This window comes from Leclercia sp. GLN_9 (assembly GCF_043105735.1).
In the GTDB taxonomy this organism is placed as follows: Bacteria; Pseudomonadota; Gammaproteobacteria; order Enterobacterales; family Enterobacteriaceae; genus Enterobacter; species Enterobacter adecarboxylatus.
Map to the genome: position 1 here is coordinate 842177 of NZ_JBICLV010000017.1, position 16430 is coordinate 858606.

12 protein-coding genes are annotated in these 16430 nt (G+C 58.4%); 6 read left to right on the forward strand and 6 right to left on the reverse strand.

All coding sequences use genetic code 11. The features are described 5' to 3' along the window. Nucleotides 1-37: 37 nt before the first annotated feature. Genes ACF8PE_RS14855 through ACF8PE_RS14865 form a run of 3 tightly spaced genes read right to left on the reverse strand, consistent with a single transcriptional unit; the run spans nucleotide 38 to nucleotide 6529 of the window. The gene (locus ACF8PE_RS14855; protein WP_392495021.1) at nucleotides 38-2200 is read right to left on the reverse strand and encodes a virulence factor SrfC family protein; all 2163 of its coding nucleotides are present in this window, start codon (nucleotides 2198-2200) and stop codon (nucleotides 38-40) included. Continuing rightward, a complete protein-coding gene (locus ACF8PE_RS14860) occupies nucleotides 2197-5178 on the reverse strand; it encodes a virulence factor SrfB (protein ID WP_392495031.1) in 2982 nt (993 codons plus the stop codon). The genes ACF8PE_RS14855 and ACF8PE_RS14860 overlap by 4 nt, the downstream gene beginning before the upstream one ends. A 4-nt stretch (nucleotides 5179-5182) precedes the next feature. Continuing rightward, nucleotides 5183-6529, reverse strand: coding sequence for an SrfA family protein (locus ACF8PE_RS14865; RefSeq protein ID WP_392495022.1), 1347 nt, complete (start codon nucleotides 6527-6529; stop codon nucleotides 5183-5185). 281 nt (nucleotides 6530-6810) lie between these two features. Here ACF8PE_RS14865 and ACF8PE_RS14870 point away from each other — a divergent pair, with 281 nt between their 5' ends. Continuing rightward, a complete protein-coding gene (locus ACF8PE_RS14870; RefSeq protein ID WP_392495023.1) occupies nucleotides 6811-8409 on the forward strand; it encodes an ABC transporter substrate-binding protein in 1599 nt (532 codons plus the stop codon). A 109-nt stretch (nucleotides 8410-8518) separates the two neighbouring features. Beyond that, nucleotides 8519-8752, forward strand: coding sequence for a YdcY family protein (locus ACF8PE_RS14875; protein WP_032618141.1), 234 nt, complete (start codon nucleotides 8519-8521; stop codon nucleotides 8750-8752). A gap of 2 nt (nucleotides 8753-8754) precedes the next feature. Here the strand turns inward: ACF8PE_RS14875 and ACF8PE_RS14880 are convergent, their stop codons facing one another. Together ACF8PE_RS14880 and ACF8PE_RS14885 are read right to left on the reverse strand one after the other, a co-directional pair. After that, nucleotides 8755-9204 (reverse strand): DMT family transporter, encoded by a 450-nt coding sequence (locus tag ACF8PE_RS14880; protein ID WP_059307865.1) that lies wholly within the window; start codon nucleotides 9202-9204, stop codon nucleotides 8755-8757. Then, complete coding sequence (locus ACF8PE_RS14885) at nucleotides 9201-9719, reverse strand: GNAT family N-acetyltransferase (RefSeq protein ID WP_392495024.1); 519 nt, start codon at nucleotides 9717-9719, stop codon at nucleotides 9201-9203. The genes ACF8PE_RS14880 and ACF8PE_RS14885 overlap by 4 nt, the downstream gene beginning before the upstream one ends. A 151-nt stretch (nucleotides 9720-9870) precedes the next feature. Between ACF8PE_RS14885 and ACF8PE_RS14890 the strand changes: the two genes are divergently transcribed. From ACF8PE_RS14890 to ACF8PE_RS14900, 3 genes are all read left to right on the forward strand, one after another. Continuing rightward, nucleotides 9871-10446 carry a helix-turn-helix domain-containing protein gene (locus ACF8PE_RS14890; RefSeq protein ID WP_032618144.1) on the forward strand — a complete coding sequence of 192 codons (576 nt, stop codon included), beginning with the start codon at nucleotides 9871-9873 and terminating at the stop codon, nucleotides 10444-10446. Between the two features lie 65 nt (nucleotides 10447-10511). Further along, a complete protein-coding gene (locus tag ACF8PE_RS14895; protein WP_077227833.1) occupies nucleotides 10512-11552 on the forward strand; it encodes an NADP-dependent oxidoreductase in 1041 nt (346 codons plus the stop codon). 254 nt (nucleotides 11553-11806) lie between these two features. Then, nucleotides 11807-12475, forward strand: coding sequence for a GntR family transcriptional regulator (locus ACF8PE_RS14900; protein ID WP_032618146.1), 669 nt, complete (start codon nucleotides 11807-11809; stop codon nucleotides 12473-12475). Nucleotides 12476-12562: 87 nt separating this feature from the next. Here ACF8PE_RS14900 and pqqU read toward each other — a convergent pair whose 3' ends face one another. Continuing rightward, nucleotides 12563-14677 carry a TonB-dependent receptor PqqU gene (gene pqqU / locus ACF8PE_RS14905; protein WP_103792308.1) on the reverse strand — a complete coding sequence of 705 codons (2115 nt, stop codon included), beginning with the start codon at nucleotides 14675-14677 and terminating at the stop codon, nucleotides 12563-12565. Nucleotides 14678-14940: 263 nt separating this feature from the next. Between pqqU and ACF8PE_RS14910 the strand changes: the two genes are divergently transcribed. After that, the gene (locus tag ACF8PE_RS14910; protein ID WP_150871004.1) at nucleotides 14941-16002 is read left to right on the forward strand and encodes a YncE family protein; all 1062 of its coding nucleotides are present in this window, start codon (nucleotides 14941-14943) and stop codon (nucleotides 16000-16002) included. The last annotated feature ends 428 nt before the right edge of the window (nucleotides 16003-16430 follow it).

A 16430-nucleotide genomic window follows, 5' to 3' on the forward strand; every position in this document is an offset into this window, starting at 1 on the left:
GGCCTGATAAGCGTAGCGCCATCAGGCCTTAGTATCATCAGGCGAGCAAACCCTGTAACGTCTGGCGATCCGCCATCGTTATATCGTGGGGATGCTGATACCCGATGTTCTCAATCGCCTGGGTATACAACGCCACCAGCCAGTCATAGACATAAGCGGTCGCGGCATGCACCGGCTGCTCTCCCAGACGGGTTAAGCGGGGTGCGCTGCTGTTGACCGTTGGCGTCACAAATACCGGCTGCCCCTTGCGGATGCGGCTGGCCGGACGATCAGAAGCAGGCGTCTGGGCATAGCCAACCCAACCGATGAAATTCCCCAGCGCGGCATGCAGCTGCGCGGCGCTGCTTTTATCGGTATCGACAATTTTCTTCAGCTGGGCGAGCAGGTTCAGACGATAGCTGGCGATCACCAGGACATCGCTAATCTGTTGCAGCACCGCATTGTCCAGCCCGAGACGGCTGGCGACAGCCTCATCCCGGCTCCACTGGCGCAGGTGATTCACCCAGACGTGATGGGCGAGCCGCGCTTTGTCGGTCGGCTGCCATATCTCATCCGTTTCCTGAGCGCTGTCAGCAAACAGGTCGATGGCATCGGTAAACAGGCCGTTGACCTGCTCTTCTCGCGGCTGCTGTACGGCGAGCAGGGTTTCGAAGGCGCGCAGCGGTGGGAGTAACCCTTCCAGCAGCTCCCCGTGGCGGGCAGCGCTTCCTTGCAGGGTACGCACCATGGCTTCGGCGGCGCTGCGCTGCGCAGCAGGCTCCTGCGTCAGGGGCATCAGATATCCCTGCATAAGCTGATGCAGTTCCCGCTGCTGGCGCTGGCGCAGGGCCAACAGGCGCTTCTGGCGCTGGGAGGGCAAGGTCGCCTGGGACAGCCACTCGATCACTCGCTGCATGCTGCTGCTGTCCAGCGCCTGCAGGGTGCCCCAGTGCTGGCCGGGTTTGCCGAGCAGCTGTTGCGTCGCTTCGTCGAGATTAGTGCGGCGGGTAAAGCGCGTATCCTGCGGCGTAATCGCCCACACCAGCCCTGGCAGGGCTGCATCGTCTCCCGGTTGGGTCGCTTTCACCCAGTTCAGCAGCGTTTTGGCGGTTTTTGCCGTCTGGCTGTGATGGGCGGTGGCGTTGCAGATCACCAGCACATCCGGCTGCAGATGCTGGCGATAGTGTTCCAGCAACCACGCCTGCTTCGCCTGAGCCAGCGGCTGATCGGGCTGGGCCGAGGGGGCGGGAATATCAATGATATCCACGCCTGACAACGCGCTGTTTTCGACGGGCAGGATCAGCTCCCGGGTTAGCAGGGCCAGCACGTCCAGCGGAATGCTGATGGCGTTAAGTAACTCGCCGTTGTGCAGGGGATGCAGCACCGCCTGTTGCACGTCCGGCAGGGCGATATCCCCCCGGGTGAGGAAACCTTCGGTCGGCAGGCCAAAATTGTCCACCAGCAGGCTCAGCGGCGCAGCCAGCACCTGTGCATGACTGGTCTGGTGCAGGATATGCGCCAGCTTCAGCCACTGCTGCGTCAGCTCCTGCTGTTCGCCCCACAGCAGCGACCAGACGCTGGCGCGAGTGCTCAGATCCAGCGACGGCAGCAGCAGGGCAAACTGGTGCCACAGAGCATCGTCCATCTGCCGGGACGCGGCGGGCACCGTATCACGCCAGTAGTCGGCGATAGTCCCAACGTCGGCGGCGGTGATCCCCGGTACGCTCTGGGGTTGACGCAGGGCGCGCCACTTCTCCAGTCGCGCTTCGATCACGGTCTTGTCCACCGCGGGCAGCGTGGCGCGGGCAAGGAACACCTGCACCAGTTCCGCCTCGGTAAGCAGGCTCAGGCGCAGCGGAAAGGCGTCGTCAACCACCTCTGCCGCCGTCGGGCTGAAGCGCAGCGCCATGTTGGTCAGGGCATGGCCCGGGTTGATATGCGAAAAGTAGTCAAAGGTGCGCTGGCCGATAATCACGTTCATGCGCTGATTATCGCTACCGCACAGCGTCGTGAGCAGGTGGGCTTTCGCCGCCTGGGAGTGACCATACAATCCGATGGTGCTCCCGGTGGTCAGCGCCCGCGCAATCGCGTGCTCCCGCGCGTTGGCCACTGCCAGGCTCGCCAGCAGGGCATCGGCGTCGTTATCGAGGATTGGGGCGTGCTGGCGCGTTGTGTTGATCCACCCGATTAACGCCTGAGTTGTGGTCGTCTTGGCTGTCATTTCAGGTATACGCTCCCGCTGTCGATCCAGTAATGGCTCCCGCTGTGTCTGCGGTCAGCCAGGGTATTCAGTTTAAAAGTGAGGGCATCAGGCGGCACCGGCGTACCGTCCTGCAGCCAGGCATCGCTCAGCTCAAAGGCTTCCGGGCCTTCGTGTCGGGTGCCGCCGCGCAGCTGCAGGCGCACGTTCAGCACGCCGTCTCCGGCGATGGATTTTGCCAGCTCCGCCGAGTTAATGCTCAGCGTATAGAGCGGGGTGGCCGGCCAGCGGGCGTTTGCCAGCTGGCGGAACCCGAGGGTCACGTTGCCACGCAGCGGGAAGTGCAGGCGGGTATCCAGCTTGGCTCCCGGCTTGTCGAGATCAATATCCTGATACCAGACGTTCTCGTCGCGCAGGGTGTTAATAGTGTTATCCAGCACCCCTAAGTAGCGCACGGTCGAGTACGCGCCGATATCCGCCGCCTTAAAGTTAAAGCGCGGCAGGCGCAGATCCAGCGCCAGGCTACAGAGCATCGCCCCGACAGCCGCAGTGGATTTCGGGTTGCCGATGCGCCCCTGCTGGCTGAACGGATACCACTCATGCACCCGGTACTTATCCAGCCACACTATCCGGCTGACAGGCACCGGCTGCAGATGGCGGATCAGCGCCTGTACCCCTGGCAGACAGCCAGGACGCCCGGTGATCAGCAGAATATCGCAGGCGTAATGGGAGATGGCTTCCGCCACGGCGTGCAGCGGCGCGGCCAGGGTAAAGTGCCCGGCCAGCATCGCATCCTGCATCTCGCGGAAGTTGACGTGCAGCGGCACGGCGAACAGGTCGAACGGCTCAGCGCCAGCAGGCAGGGCGTGTTCGATGGCCTGCTGCAGATAGTTCATCACATTGCGCGTGGGCTTGCGGGTCAGCAGATCGCCAAAGGTGGCGTGCAGCCCGTCGAGCGGATCGTCGATATCGCTGGCTTCCCAGGCAGCGAGGATCGCATGTCCAATCGGCATAAACAGCTGCAACGCCGTCTGCTGGCGCAGCACTGCCTGGGTGTCGATGCGCCCCGAATCGCCAAACAGCGAGGCCATTAGCAACGAGGCATCAGCAATGCCGGATTTTTGCAGCTGCGTTTGCAGGGCAGGCAATACGTAACGCTGGATCACATCCAGCAGGGTGTCATCGCCCGCCACCTTAAAGCCTTCGCGGAACAGCAGCTGTGGCGTGATTTTGACGTTACTGCCAGAACCATCATCGAGCTGGTAGTGGGTGATCGCCATATCGGTCGTCCCGCCGCCGATATCAATCGAGGCCACGCGCAGGGCGCGACCCGGCGCACAGCCTGGCTCTGGTTCGCGATCCGGGCGGGCCACGGCCGCGAAGAAGTCTTCGGTCTGGCCGTTGTAATGGGAAATGGCTTCGTTATAGAGCCAGACCAGTTGGCCGCAGCTGGCTTCGTCCCACTCCATCTGGATCTCCGGCACCGGAACCACGCTCTTCTCCTGCTGCTTACGGCTGGAGAAGTCGTCATCCTGCGGGTGCCAGCCCATCGCTTTCCAGACGATGGCAATCGCCTCGAACATGCGGCGGCGGAAAATTTCACGCTCCTGCTTCGGCATGGCCGAGGGCAGGGTGAGGATCAGGGTGCGCAGCTGACGCGGCGAGGCCGGGAAGCCCAGACGCAGACGGGTAGCCACGCTGTTGATCTGCCCCAGCGCCTGCGCCAGCAGTTCGCACAGCATATGGGTCATCAGAGTGCTGCGGCTGTACTGCGGCGAGAAGACCGGCAGACGCTCATCCTGTGGCAGGGTGAACAGCGGCTGGCCATCATCGTTCATCAGGTTCATCAGCGGGAAGGCGGTCGCCAGCGGCTCGCGCTGGGTTTTGCTGTTCATCTGGCTGAAGCGCCAGTCCTGGACCACCGGGGTTTCATCCCACAGGTAACGGCGAGGACTTGAAATGCCGCTGTTGCCTTCCGTGCCCAGACGCTGGGTCGCCAGCTTCCGCGCTTCGTCGCCGACCCGCACGATGGACGGCCAGACAAAGGCATCTTCGCGACCGCTCTCCACCGAGAAGTGCTGCTTGCCGAAGCGGGCTTCGGAAAACTCCAGACGGCTGGTAAAAAGCGGTTCATTAAGGAACTGCGGCTCGCTCAGGGAGCGCACCTGCAGCTCGGCGCTCTGACGCAGGCCGTCGTTGGCGTCGCCGTGATCTTCGATGATCACGCCGCAAGTATGGGTATTACCCACATCCAGAATCAGATCTACCGGAATAGCCGGGGTGCTGAGGGTATGGGTAACGAATTTCACTTCCGGCACCGTGAGCTGTTCGCCCAGCATGGCCAGGATGTTCAGCCAGTGCGCCTGATACTCAAAGTTACGCATCGCCAGCTGTAGCTCGCGTTCGGCACGGTTCTCCACACCGGTCGCGTACTGGGTAAAGGCTTCACGCAGCCAGCCGTCAATCCAGGTTTGATCGAGGAAGTTCGCCACCTCATCATCGCGCCAGGCCAGCGCGAAGCGGGTGCCATTGAGAATGTCGTTCTCCACCGGCGACAGGGCGCTGGTGGCGTGCGCGGCAATCTGGCTGTCCAGCGCCAGAGTCACACGGTGGCTGTTCCCGGCGTTGTCCGGGGTATCGAGCTTGCGCACCTGCACCCGCGCCCAGTTATCCGGGCCATCAACAAAGGTGCGTGGCGGGTTAAAGCGGAAAAACGGCAGCGGCAGCCAGACGCCGTCCAGCACCGCCAGCGACTGCTGGAGCAGGATAGTGCTTTCGGGTTTAACCACTTCCGGTTGTCCTCCGCCTGTGGCAGGCAGGGTGTAGCGGCCATTCACCAGATCGAAATCCAGGCGCAGCAGGGGGCCGTTGGCCGTTTTACGCACGAAGCGTCCACTCTGGGCGGAGTCTTGCGGCGTCAGGCCAAAATCAAGAAACTGCACGCCACTGTTCGCAATCAGCGTGACGCTCTGTTTGTAGTCGCAAAGATTTACCAGCATAGGATCACGCACCTGCCTTCCTGAATGTCAATGGAACCACGGTTTTTGCGTCGTAGCGCGCGCTGCATTCCGCCACGTCATTTGTACCGGCTTTACAGGTAATTTCCGGCATCGGATAGCGGGAGCCATCGGTGCAGCGGGCATTGCCACGGGTTTTAATCAGCAGCTCACCGTTGCTGTGCAGCCCGGAGAAGACCTCCACGCGGCAGACGATGTTGTCACCGTGAACGACGCGGGCCGTCCCTTTATTGTTTTGAATCTGATAACGCAGTGACGGTGGCTTGCCGGTGATCGGATCGGTCACATCCAGCATTACTCGCCAGCTGCCGTTAAGAAAACGGGTCGAGCCGGATTTCACCTGACCGGCCTCCATCACCATCGCCTCTCTCGGGATCGCGGTAATCACCACTGGCTCAGCCGCGACCGGGGTCGGGGCTTTTTCTGCGACCACTTCCGCCTGATGCAGGGGTAAATTCAGCGGCAGGGGTTCAACGACGGCGACCGGTTCAGGCTCGATGACCACTGGGGCGGCCGCCACAGTTTTAACCGGCTCTGGGGCGGGTGCGTGCTTCGGCCACATCAATGGGGCGGCAACGGCGGCCATCACCACGGCGGCGACCAGCAGGGACCACAGCGGAACGCGGCGTTTTTTGGCCGCTACGGCCACCGGGGTCGGTTCCGGCTCTGGCGCTGGTACTGGCTCGCGAGGGGTCATCACCGGGGCGGGATGCGCCTCGTAGAGATCGTCGGCGGTGATATGGACTTTCGCCGGGGCGGCAACCAGCGGTTCATCGGCTTTTTCAAAGACGAGGGTCGGTTCCGGCTCGGGTTCTGGCTCCTCAACCGGGGCAGGCATTGGGACCGGCAACAGGGAGGCGCGCAGGCAGTCGAGAACATCCTCGCGCGCATTTTCATTGAGGTTTACAAAACCCCAGAAGGTGATCACCGGTTTGCCATCCACCAGGAACAGGAAGTTCTCCCCCGGGAACTGAAACGCTTTTGACAGCAGGGAACCAAACAGCTGCTGGGCGGTTTTTGGGGACTGGAGCGATTTTTTGCTCAGGGACTCGACGCTGGACAGGGTACTTTCCAACAGGCGCAGCGCCCGGAAGCGCGCATCTTCATCGGCAGCTTTCCAGCTGATAACGGTGCCTTCCGTAGGGGAGTACCAGTCAACCCGGTCGCCTTCATCATTGACCTGCGGGATCGCCAGGGTTTCGACGATCGACTGCTGTTTGCGCAGGCGCAGGGCCTCACGGATTTGCAATGCTGATTCAAATACGGCCTGTCCGCCGCCGCCAACGGCCTGAAAATCATCAAGATTGCCGCTGCGTAAAAGGGTTTTTGCCACGATTTGGTCCCATAGACTTTTTCACGTGTCTACTTTACGAAATCTGAGGGCAAGCAAACGGCAGAAGAGACGGCAAAAGGGGCGATTTCTTACAGCATTGAGGCCGCGGAAAGTGCTTGACGTTGAATGTACCTTAAGGCAAATCACTGTTTCGCTGCTGGTGAGAAAATCAGCGGAAATAACTGCTTTAGAATAACCTGATAGTGTTTCGTTATTTGCCAGGGAACAGTGGCTGTGCTGTTATTACCATTCCATATAATAAAACCAAACAGGTAATAACTATGTCCACAGGGAAAACTCTCCTCGCGCTGGCATTAAGCGCGCTGTTGCCGGCAGGTGCCGCATGGGCGGCCAATAACGACACCATTATCTACTGCTCAGAGGCCTCGCCTGAGTCGTTTAACCCGCAGATTGCCAGCTCCGGCCCGACCTTTGTCGCCAGCTCGCAGGTGCTCTATAACCGCCTGATTAATTTTGATCCGGTGAAAAATACGCCGGTGCCGTCGCTGGCGGAATCCTGGACCATCTCACCGGATGGCAAAACCTATACCTTTACCCTGCGCAAAGGGGTGAAGTTCAACAGCAATAAATTCTTTAAACCGACCCGCGACTTCAATGCCGATGATGTTATTTTCTCGGTGCTGCGTCAGAAAGACCCTAATCATCCGTATCACAAGGTGTCACAGGGCAACTACGAATACTTCAATGATGTCGGCCTGGATAAACTGATCCAGGAGGTGAAGAAGGTGGATGACACCCACGTCCAGTTTGTGCTGAGTGAACCGAATGCCGCGTTCCTTGCCGACTGGGGGATGGACTTCGCCTCGATCCTGTCCGCAGAATATGCCGACGCGATGATGAAGAAAGGCACCCCGGAGAATGTCGATAACTGGCCGATCGGTACCGGGCCTTACGTGCTTCAGCAGTATAAAACCGACTCGCTGATCCGTTATCTGGCTAACCCGAACTACTGGGATGGCGCGGTGCCAACCAAACATCTGATCTTCTCCATCACGCCTAACGTCGAAACCCGTCTGGCGAAGCTGCAGACCAACGAGTGCCAGATCATTCCTGCGCCATCGCCGGTGCAGTTTGATGTGATCAAGAAGAATAAAGATCTGACCCTGCACTCGGTGGATGCGCTGAACGTTGGCTATCTGGCGTTTAACACCGAGAAAAAGCCGTTTGATAACGTACTGGTGCGCCAGGCGCTGAACTACGCCACCGACAAAAACGCCATTATCAATGCGGTATTTCTCGGTTCCGGTACGGTCGCGAAATCGCCGATCCCGCCGAATATGATGGGCTTTAATAAAGAGTTAAAAGACTACGGTTACGATCCTGAAAAAGCGAAAGCGCTACTGAAACAGGCCGGGCTGGAGCAGGGGGCGGAAGTGACGCTCTGGTCAATGCCGGTGCAACGTCCGTACAACCCGAACTCACGCCGCATTGCCGAGATGATCCAGAACGACTGGGCGAAGGTAGGCATTAAGGCGAAAATCGTTTCGTATGAATGGGGCGAATATCTCTCCGGGATGCGTAAAGGCGAGCACGACAGCGCGCTGTTTGGCTGGATGTCGGATAACGGCGACCCGGATAACTTTGCCGATGTGCTGCTGGGCTGCGACAGTATTAAAACCGGCTCCAATGCCGCACGCTGGTGCGACAAGGGCTATGATGACCTGGTGAAAAAAGCGAAGCTCACCAGCGATCCGGCAGAGCGTGCGAAACTTTACAGCCAGGCGCAGGAGATCTTCTACCAGCAGGCTCCGTGGATTGCGCTGGCTAACGGCAAAACCTTCTATGCGACCCGCAGCAACGTCAGCGGATATAGCGTGAGCCTGATGGGAAGCGATTTCTCGAAGGCGAAATTAAACTGAGTGGAGTGCGGATTTAACCCTTCACTCTGACCCTCTTCCCCTCGGGGAGAGGGCATGAATCCCAGGCCCGGCCAGCGTAACCCGCCGGGCCAACAACTAAGGAGTGACAATGTCACATTTAGAGGACGTCATTGCCCGCGTGGATGCGGCGGTAGCCGAAAGCGTGATCGTGCATATGAACGAACTGCTGATTGAATTAAGCGAAGACAACGAACTCAGCCGTGAAGATCGCTATGTTCAGCAGCAACGTCTGCGCACGACCATCGCCCATCACGGCAAACACTATAAAGAGGAGCAGGAAGCCCGCCAGGAGAGCCTGACCAAAGGCGGGGTGATCCTCTGACGTCAGAACTGGCGCCGTGCAACTAGCCAGGCGCCAATCACCAGCAATACTGCGCCACACACCGGGCCAATCAGCGCCCTCAGCGGCACGCCCTGGCTGCGCACCACGTCCATCACCAGGCCACCAATCAACTGGCTGGCAACCAGCACCGCAATGGTCGTGGCCGCCCCGACATACTGATACCCGCTGATGCTGGCAAAAACGAAAAACGAGCCCAGCAGGCCGGGAATTAAGGTCCACCAGCGCACCGTATGCACCAGCTCGCTGAACCCGGCAACACCGTTTTTAATCAGCAGGATCGACACAAAGAGCACAATCCCCACCAGCGAGTTGAGCAGCATGGCAATAAGAATGGTGCTTGAGGTCTGGGTGATGCGCACCATCAGCGTGTTCTGCACTACCAGGCCTATGCCTGCCGCCACCAGAAACACCAGCGTCAGGGACTGATTCATCCGATGGCGTCCGGGTCGGTGCGATCGTCCAGCTGCAGCTGCATAAAGGTCAGGTCGAGCCAGCGGCCAAACTTGGTGCCCACCTGCGGCATCTGGCCGGTGGTCACAAACCCCAGGGTCTCATGCAGATGAATGGAGGCGCTGTTCTGCGCTTCAATTCCCGCCACCATGACGTGTTTGCCGATGCGACGCGCCTCCGCGATCGAAGCTTTCATTAGCGCGCGGCCAATGCCTTTGCCCTGATGACCGGGGTGAACATATACCGAGTGCTCAACGGTATGACGGAAGCCATCAAATGCGCGCCAGTCACCGAATGAGGCATAGCCCGTCACCACCTCGTTCTCCACGCTCACCAGCACCGGATAGCCGGCCAGCTGACGCGCTTCGAACCATGCAATACGGTTATCGGTATCGACCGTGGCATCGTTCCAGATCGCGGCGGTGTGCAGAACCGCATGGTTGTAGATTTCACCGATGGCGGCGCAATCCTCTTTGCAGGCGTGACGAATAATCATGGAGTTCCTCTGGGTGGGTGTGTTCACTATAGTGGTACATAACGTCACAATATTACACAGGTTGGCTGACTTATCGCTACGCTATAAGTCATATCTTTTTGTTATGAAAAAAGCACCTTGTAATCCATTACTTACACTATAGTATTACGCGATGAATACTATGCCAGACAATATCAATGAACGGATCAGCGCCCGCATCCGACTGGAACGCGAATCCCGCGGCTGGTCGCTGAGCGAGCTGGCGGAACGCGCCGGTGTCTCGCGGGCGATGATCCATAAAATTGAACGCTCAGGGAGCAGCCCGACGGCCACGATGCTTGCCCGGCTCTCCGGCGCGTTTGGCATCAGCATGTCTACGCTTATTGCCCGGGCGGAACTGCAGGAAGGTAAGCTGTTGCGTTTTGCCAACCAACCGGTCTGGCGCGACCCGCAAACGCACTATCTGCGGCGTCACGTCTCACCGCGCAGCGATCTTCCTATCGACCTGGTGCAGGTTGAACTTCCCGCTGGCAGCGATGTGCCCATGCCTGCCTCTTCTTATGCCCTTGCTCGCCAGCTGATCTGGCTGCAGTCGGGCGAACTGGTCTTTCAGGAAGGCGATACCCGCCACGAAATGCGTGCCGGGGACTGCCTGGAACTGGGGCCGCCGAACGACTGCCGTTTTATCAATGAAAGCCCTGAACCCTGCGTGTATCTGGTCGTGCGGCTCAATCAATCCGGCTCATAATGCAAAGGCAGGCAGAGGGATCTACAGCTAGTCTCTAAGGACATTTGTGTAAAATGGAGTGAGTTATGAGTCAGCCTTCTGTATCAAACCGTCGTTGGGTTCTCGCCTCGCGTCCACAGGGCGCGCCGGTTGCCGACAATTTCCGTCTGGAAGAACAACCTGTGCCTGCGCTTGCTGACGGGCAGATCCTGCTTCGTACCATCTGGTTGTCGCTGGACCCTTATATGCGTGGCCGCATGAGCGATGCGCCGTCCTACTCGCCACCGGTTGAGATTGGCGCGGTGATGGTGGGCGGCACGGTCAGCCGCGTCGAGCAGTCGAACCACCCGGACTACACCGCCGGTGAATGGGTGCTCGGCTACAGCGGCTGGCAGGAGTATGACGTCTCCGACGGCAGCGGGTTGGTCAAGCTGGGTGATAACCCGCAGCACCCCTCCTGGGCGTTAGGCGTGCTGGGCATGCCGGGCTTTACGGCCTACATGGGGCTGCTGGATATTGGCCAGCCAAAAGAGGGCGAAACGCTGGTGGTGGCTGCCGCGACCGGTCCGGTGGGCGCAACTGTCGGGCAGATTGGCAAGCTGAAAGGCTGCCGGGTCGTGGGTGTTGCTGGTGGGGCGGAGAAATGCCGCCACGCAACCGAGGTGCTGGGCTTTGACCAGTGTATCGACCACCATGCCGACGATTTCGCCGACCAGCTGGCGCAGGCCTGCCAGGACGGGATCGACGTCTATTACGAAAACGTCGGCGGGAAGGTGTTCGACGCCGTGCTGCCGCTGTTAAACACCGGCGCGCGCGTTCCGGTGTGCGGTCTGGTGAGTGGATATAACGCGACCGATTTGCCGGAAGGCCCGGACAGACTGCCCTTGCTGATGGGGACGATACTGAAAAAACGTATTCGTATGCAGGGCTTTATCATCAACCAGGACTATGGACATCGCATTGAAGAGTTCCAAAAGGAGATGGGCCGCTGGGTTAACGAAGGCAAAATCCACTATCGGGAGCAAGTGGTTGATGGGCTTGACAATGCACCAGAATCGCTAATCGGCCTGCTGGAAGGTAAGAATTTCGGCAAAGTCGTGATACGCGTCGCGAAGGATAACGAATAGTACTTGTAAGGGCGGGTAAAACCGCCCTTAAGGGCTATGCAAAAATCCGAATAACGTCTTTAATAATACATGTCTACAATAACTCATCCGCAAAAAAGACGGATGAGATACCTAAAGAAATTTATTAATTTTAGTTCTGTTTTTTATGCGGTCAAGAATACCAGGCATGCAGATACAGGATATATCATCACGCGTCGCTTCACGCCTTTTGCCCATTGGGAAAAGGCGTTTTGCATCTGTTACAGGAATTGAACATGCTTGATTTGGATAATATAGAAAAAGCGCAGCGCATGAGTCTGACGACTCAGGTTGAAGTGGCGCTTAAAGGGGCGTTAATTGCCGGTTCACTCAGGCCAGGGTCACGTCTTGTGACGAAAGAGATTGCCGATAAATTAGGCACCAGTATCACTCCGGTTCGTGAAGCATTACTGCGGTTGGTCTCCGCAGGCGTCTTACACGCTGCACCGGCTCAGGCTTTTCTGGTGCCAGAAGTGACTCAGGTGGGGTATGACGAAGTCAACAGGATCCGTCGGGAGCTGGAGATGATGGCGGTTGCCGCAGCCTGCGAACGCATGACGGACAGCAAGCTTGATGAGCTTCGTAAACTTAGTGAGGCGTTTCACGACGCCATGAGCAGCAACGATGTGGAGAAATCCCTGGAGGCAAACCGTATCTTCCGCTTTACCCTGTACAAGCAGGCAGAAATGCCTACCCTGTGCGCGCTGATCGAACAGCTGTGGATGCGGATCGGACCCTGCTTTAATTACTTTCACGATCAGGACATCGACCTGCCCGCTGCCAGCTATCGCTACGATGAATTACTCGACGCGCTGGAAAAACGTGATGTGGAACGGTGCCGCGCGGCTGTCGCCGACGTCGTGGACAAAGCGAACAGCCTGATCATGCAGCAATATTTAGCGTAATACGCAACCGTCCGCGAAACGCTCTTTTTTAATATTACCGCTTCGCTTGTTTATTCCCGGCAGACGATTGCCTGCCGGGAAAATTAATTACTCAAAGCGGTAAGAGATTGCCAAACCGACGCCATAATTACGTCCTGGCGCTGGCTCGTAATAACGTCCGTTAGACTCATTAACGATGACCGAACCGATATATTCTTTGTCGAACAGATTATCCACGCGGCCAAAGACGTCCATTCCCCAGTTACCCACATTCAGCTTATAACCGGTGTTCAGCCCTACGACAGTATAAGAGGGCGCTTTGGCGGTGTTTTCGTCATCGGCCTCGATATCGCTCATATAACGCACATCCGATCCGGCATACCAGCCCTCTTCAGGCTGCCAGCCAAAGGAAGCATAGCCCATATTGCGCGCAATGCCCGGCATCCGGTTGCCCTCACAGTCTGCAGCACCGCACACGTTGCTGCGGTAGGTCGCATCCAGCCAGGTCCAGGCCATTTTCAGCTTCCAGTTTTCGGCAAACTGCTGGTCAAGAGAAAGTTCCATCCCCTGGCGACGGGTTTTACCGGCGTTTTTGTAGCTGGTGCGCCCGCCTGAGCTGGCGTCGACAACGATCTCATCGTCAGTATCGGTGCGGAACAGCGCCGCAGTGAACAGGCCATTGCCGATCCGCGTTTTGCTTCCCACCTCATAAGTATTGTTGGTGGATGGCTTCAGGCCGAAGTTCAGGCCGCTCTGGTTGTCGGAACGGTAGGAGAGTTCGTTGATGGTCGGGGTTTCAAAACCACGGCCAGCAGCGGCATAGACGTTCCAGGCATCGGTGACGCGATATTTCAGCGCGCCTGCCGGGAGCCACTTGTGGTAGCTGGCCTCACCGCTGTCATCCCCGTTGGCTCCTTGCACATAGTGATCGTTTGAGTCGAACCACACGGAGCTGTAGCGTATGCCCGCGTCGAGGGAGAGCTTTTGCGTCAGCTGCCAGTTCGTTTGCAGGTAGGGATCGACGTTCCACATGAGGTTGCGCTCATCGCGGCGTTTCGCCCCTTTGACGCCATAGTCCGGCGCGCCGTTGTTCATCACGAAGTTTTCATACCCGCGACGATTTTCGCTCAGGTTTTCGTAGTTCAGGCCGGTGGTGAACGTCATCGGCACCAGCAACTCCCCACGGTGGGTCCAGCGGGTGTCGATCCCCTGATAGTGGCGCTGCATGTCGATCACGCCCCCAGCGTGGGTGGGGCGCAGCTGCGGCTGGTAGGGGATGGACTGGTACTGGGTCATCTCACGTTCGCCCGCGTAGGCCATCACGCTGAGGTCGTCCTGCGCGCTCAACTGACGCTCATAGCGCAGGCCCGCCTGGGTCTGCTTGATAGTTTTGCGGGTGTTGTACTGATCCCCGCGCGGGGACTGGCGTGGGTTATCCCGCCACTCCTGATAGTCCAGTCCGCCGGGATCGTTGGCTTTCATATCGACGCTGTTAAAGATCAGGCTCAGCTTGCTGGCGTCGTCGATGCGCACGCCCAGTTTGGCGTTGGCGAGGTTTTTACGCGCTCCGCTGTGATCGCGATAGCCGTGGGTGGTGAAGCGGGTGGTGGAGACGGTGTAATCCACATCCCCGGGCTGGGTGCCGTCGCCCATCGCGCCGGTGGCCTTCATGCCGTAGCGCCAGCTACCGTAACTGCCGTAATAGCTGCTGGCCTCCACGGTGGTGGGCTGACGTCCGGTTTCGGTGGTCATATTAATCACGCCGCCCGAGGCATTGCCGTACAGAGCGGAAAACGGCCCGCGCAGGACTTCCACGCTTTCGATGCTGTTGAGATCGATGTTGGAGGTTTGCCCCTGACCGTCCGGCATGGTGGCCGGAATACCGTCCACATAAAGACGAATGCCGCGCACCCCGAAGGTGGAGCGGGCGCCGAAACCGCGGGTGGAGAGCTGGAGATCCTGAGCGTAGTTCTGGCGGTTCTGGATCTGTAGTCCTGGCACGCTGCCGAGTGATTCGGAAAGGTTAATACGCGGGGTGGCCTGGCGTATATCATCGCCATTCACCACGCTCACCGCAGCAGGGGTATCCAGCTCAGAGAGCGTTTGCGGCGACGCGCTGACGATCATGGTTTGCTCTTCTGCCGCCATAGCGGCGACGGGAGAAAAAATAACGGGAACCAACAACAGAGGAAGTGAAACCTTACGGGCAGAAATGATTTTCATGAATACAACCGGTTAAGGAAAGAACGAACCAAATGGAACATGTGCCTGTATGGTAAATCTTTTGTAAATATATTGAAAACCATAACAGCACATAGCGTTAAGCAAAGTGTAGGTTAAATCGGCGGATAGGCCTGTGACGATCAAGAATTACTCCACATTGCGATAAATAATGATTACTATTCTCATCCATAATCAGGCGAAGCGATGACTTTGTCGGCCGGAAGCGATGTCAGCGATACCATTTACGTTAAAAGGGAGTTGTTATGAATTTACGTCACCTGTGCTCGCCGCGTCTGCGTGGCTCACTGTTATTAGGTTCGCTGCTGATTGCCGGGACCTTTAATGTTCATGCCGCTGAAGAGATGCTGCGTAAAGCGGTTGGTAAAGGCGCGTATGAGATGGCCGTCAGCCAGCAGGAGAACGCGCTGTGGGTCGCCACCACGCAGAGCCGCAAAACCGACAAGGGTGGGGTGGTTTACCGTCTCGATCCGCTGACGCTGGAAGTGACACAGGCCATTCATAGCGATCTGAAACCTTTTGGCGCGACCATCAACAACGCCACCCAGACGCTGTGGTTTGGTAACACCACCAACAGTGCCGTGACGGCGATTGACGCGAAAACCGGTGACGTGAAGGGCCGTCTGGTGCTCGACGAGCGTAAGCGCAGCGAAACCGTTAAACCGCTGCAGCCGCGTGAGCTGGTGGCAGATGACACCACCAATACCGTCTATATCACCGGCATCGGTAAAGAGAGCGTGATCTGGGCAGTGGACGGCGAAACGCTGAAGCTGAAAGAGACCATTACCGGCACCGGCAAGTTCAGCACCGGCCTGGCGCTGGATGCCCAGGCTAAGCGCCTGTACACCACCAACGGTGACGGCGAGCTGCTAACCATCGACACCGCGACCCACAAAATCATCGCGCGCAAAAAACTGCAGGACGACGGGAAAGAGCACTTCTACCTGAACCTGAGCCTCGACGTGAAAGGCCAGCGCGCCTTCATTACCGACTCTAAGCAGCCGGAAGTGCTGGTGATCTCCCTGAAAGACGGCAGCGTCATCAGCAAAGTATCCGCCCCGGAATCCCTGGCGGTGCTGTTTAACCCGGCGCGCGATGAAGCCTACGTCACCCACCGTGAAGCAGGCAAGGTGAGCGTGATTGATGCGAAAACCTACAAAGTGACCAAAACCCTCGACACCCCGACCTTCCCGAACAGCCTGGCGCTCTCCGCCGACGGTAAAACCCTGTTCGTTACGGTGAAGCAGAAATCTTCCCGTCAGCAGGAAGCCACCCAGCCGGATGACGTGATCCGTATCGCGCTGTAAGGCCTGTTTTCCCTCTCCCGTTGGGAGAGGGATCCCCCCAAAAAATTGGCACAGTCGGCTCCCTCTCCTGATATTGGCACGGTCGGCTGCCTCTCCTGATATTGGCACGGTCGGCTGCCTCTCCTGATATTGGCACGGTCGGCTGCCTCTCCTGATATTGGCACGGTCGGCTGCCTCTCCTGATATTGGCACGGTCAGCTGCCTCTCCTGATACTGGCACAGTCGGCTCCTTCTCCTGATATTGGCACGGTCAGCTCCCTCTCCCCTATGGGGAGAGGGTTGGGGTGAGGGGAACATGCGCCTCAGGTGGCGGTTCCGTTCACCTTAGGTTCTGCACTTCTCTGCCAGCCGCGTCACCCGTGAACGTGTGAAGGGGGCTCGCCGCCGCCCCCTTCACAATCCCGGCTCCCGGCCAGGAAAATCGCCGC

Coding starts and splice junctions, on each gene's coding strand:
- ACF8PE_RS14885 (WP_392495024.1), bottom strand. CDS start 9,719: ATGATTATTCGTCACGCCTGCAAAGAGGATTGCGCCGCCATCGGTGAA.
- ACF8PE_RS14895 (WP_077227833.1), top strand. CDS start 10,512: ATGAGTCAGCCTTCTGTATCAAACCGTCGTTGGGTTCTCGCCTCGCGT.
- ACF8PE_RS14910 (WP_150871004.1), top strand. CDS start 14,941: ATGAATTTACGTCACCTGTGCTCGCCGCGTCTGCGTGGCTCACTGTTA.
- ACF8PE_RS14870 (WP_392495023.1), top strand. CDS start 6,811: ATGTCCACAGGGAAAACTCTCCTCGCGCTGGCATTAAGCGCGCTGTTG.
- ACF8PE_RS14900 (WP_032618146.1), top strand. CDS start 11,807: ATGCTTGATTTGGATAATATAGAAAAAGCGCAGCGCATGAGTCTGACG.
- ACF8PE_RS14890 (WP_032618144.1), top strand. CDS start 9,871: ATGAATACTATGCCAGACAATATCAATGAACGGATCAGCGCCCGCATC.
- ACF8PE_RS14875 (WP_032618141.1), top strand. CDS start 8,519: ATGTCACATTTAGAGGACGTCATTGCCCGCGTGGATGCGGCGGTAGCC.
- ACF8PE_RS14880 (WP_059307865.1), bottom strand. CDS start 9,204: ATGAATCAGTCCCTGACGCTGGTGTTTCTGGTGGCGGCAGGCATAGGC.
- pqqU (WP_103792308.1), bottom strand. CDS start 14,677: ATGAAAATCATTTCTGCCCGTAAGGTTTCACTTCCTCTGTTGTTGGTT.
- ACF8PE_RS14860 (WP_392495031.1), bottom strand. CDS start 5,178: ATGCTGGTAAATCTTTGCGACTACAAACAGAGCGTCACGCTGATTGCG.
- ACF8PE_RS14855 (WP_392495021.1), bottom strand. CDS start 2,200: ATGACAGCCAAGACGACCACAACTCAGGCGTTAATCGGGTGGATCAAC.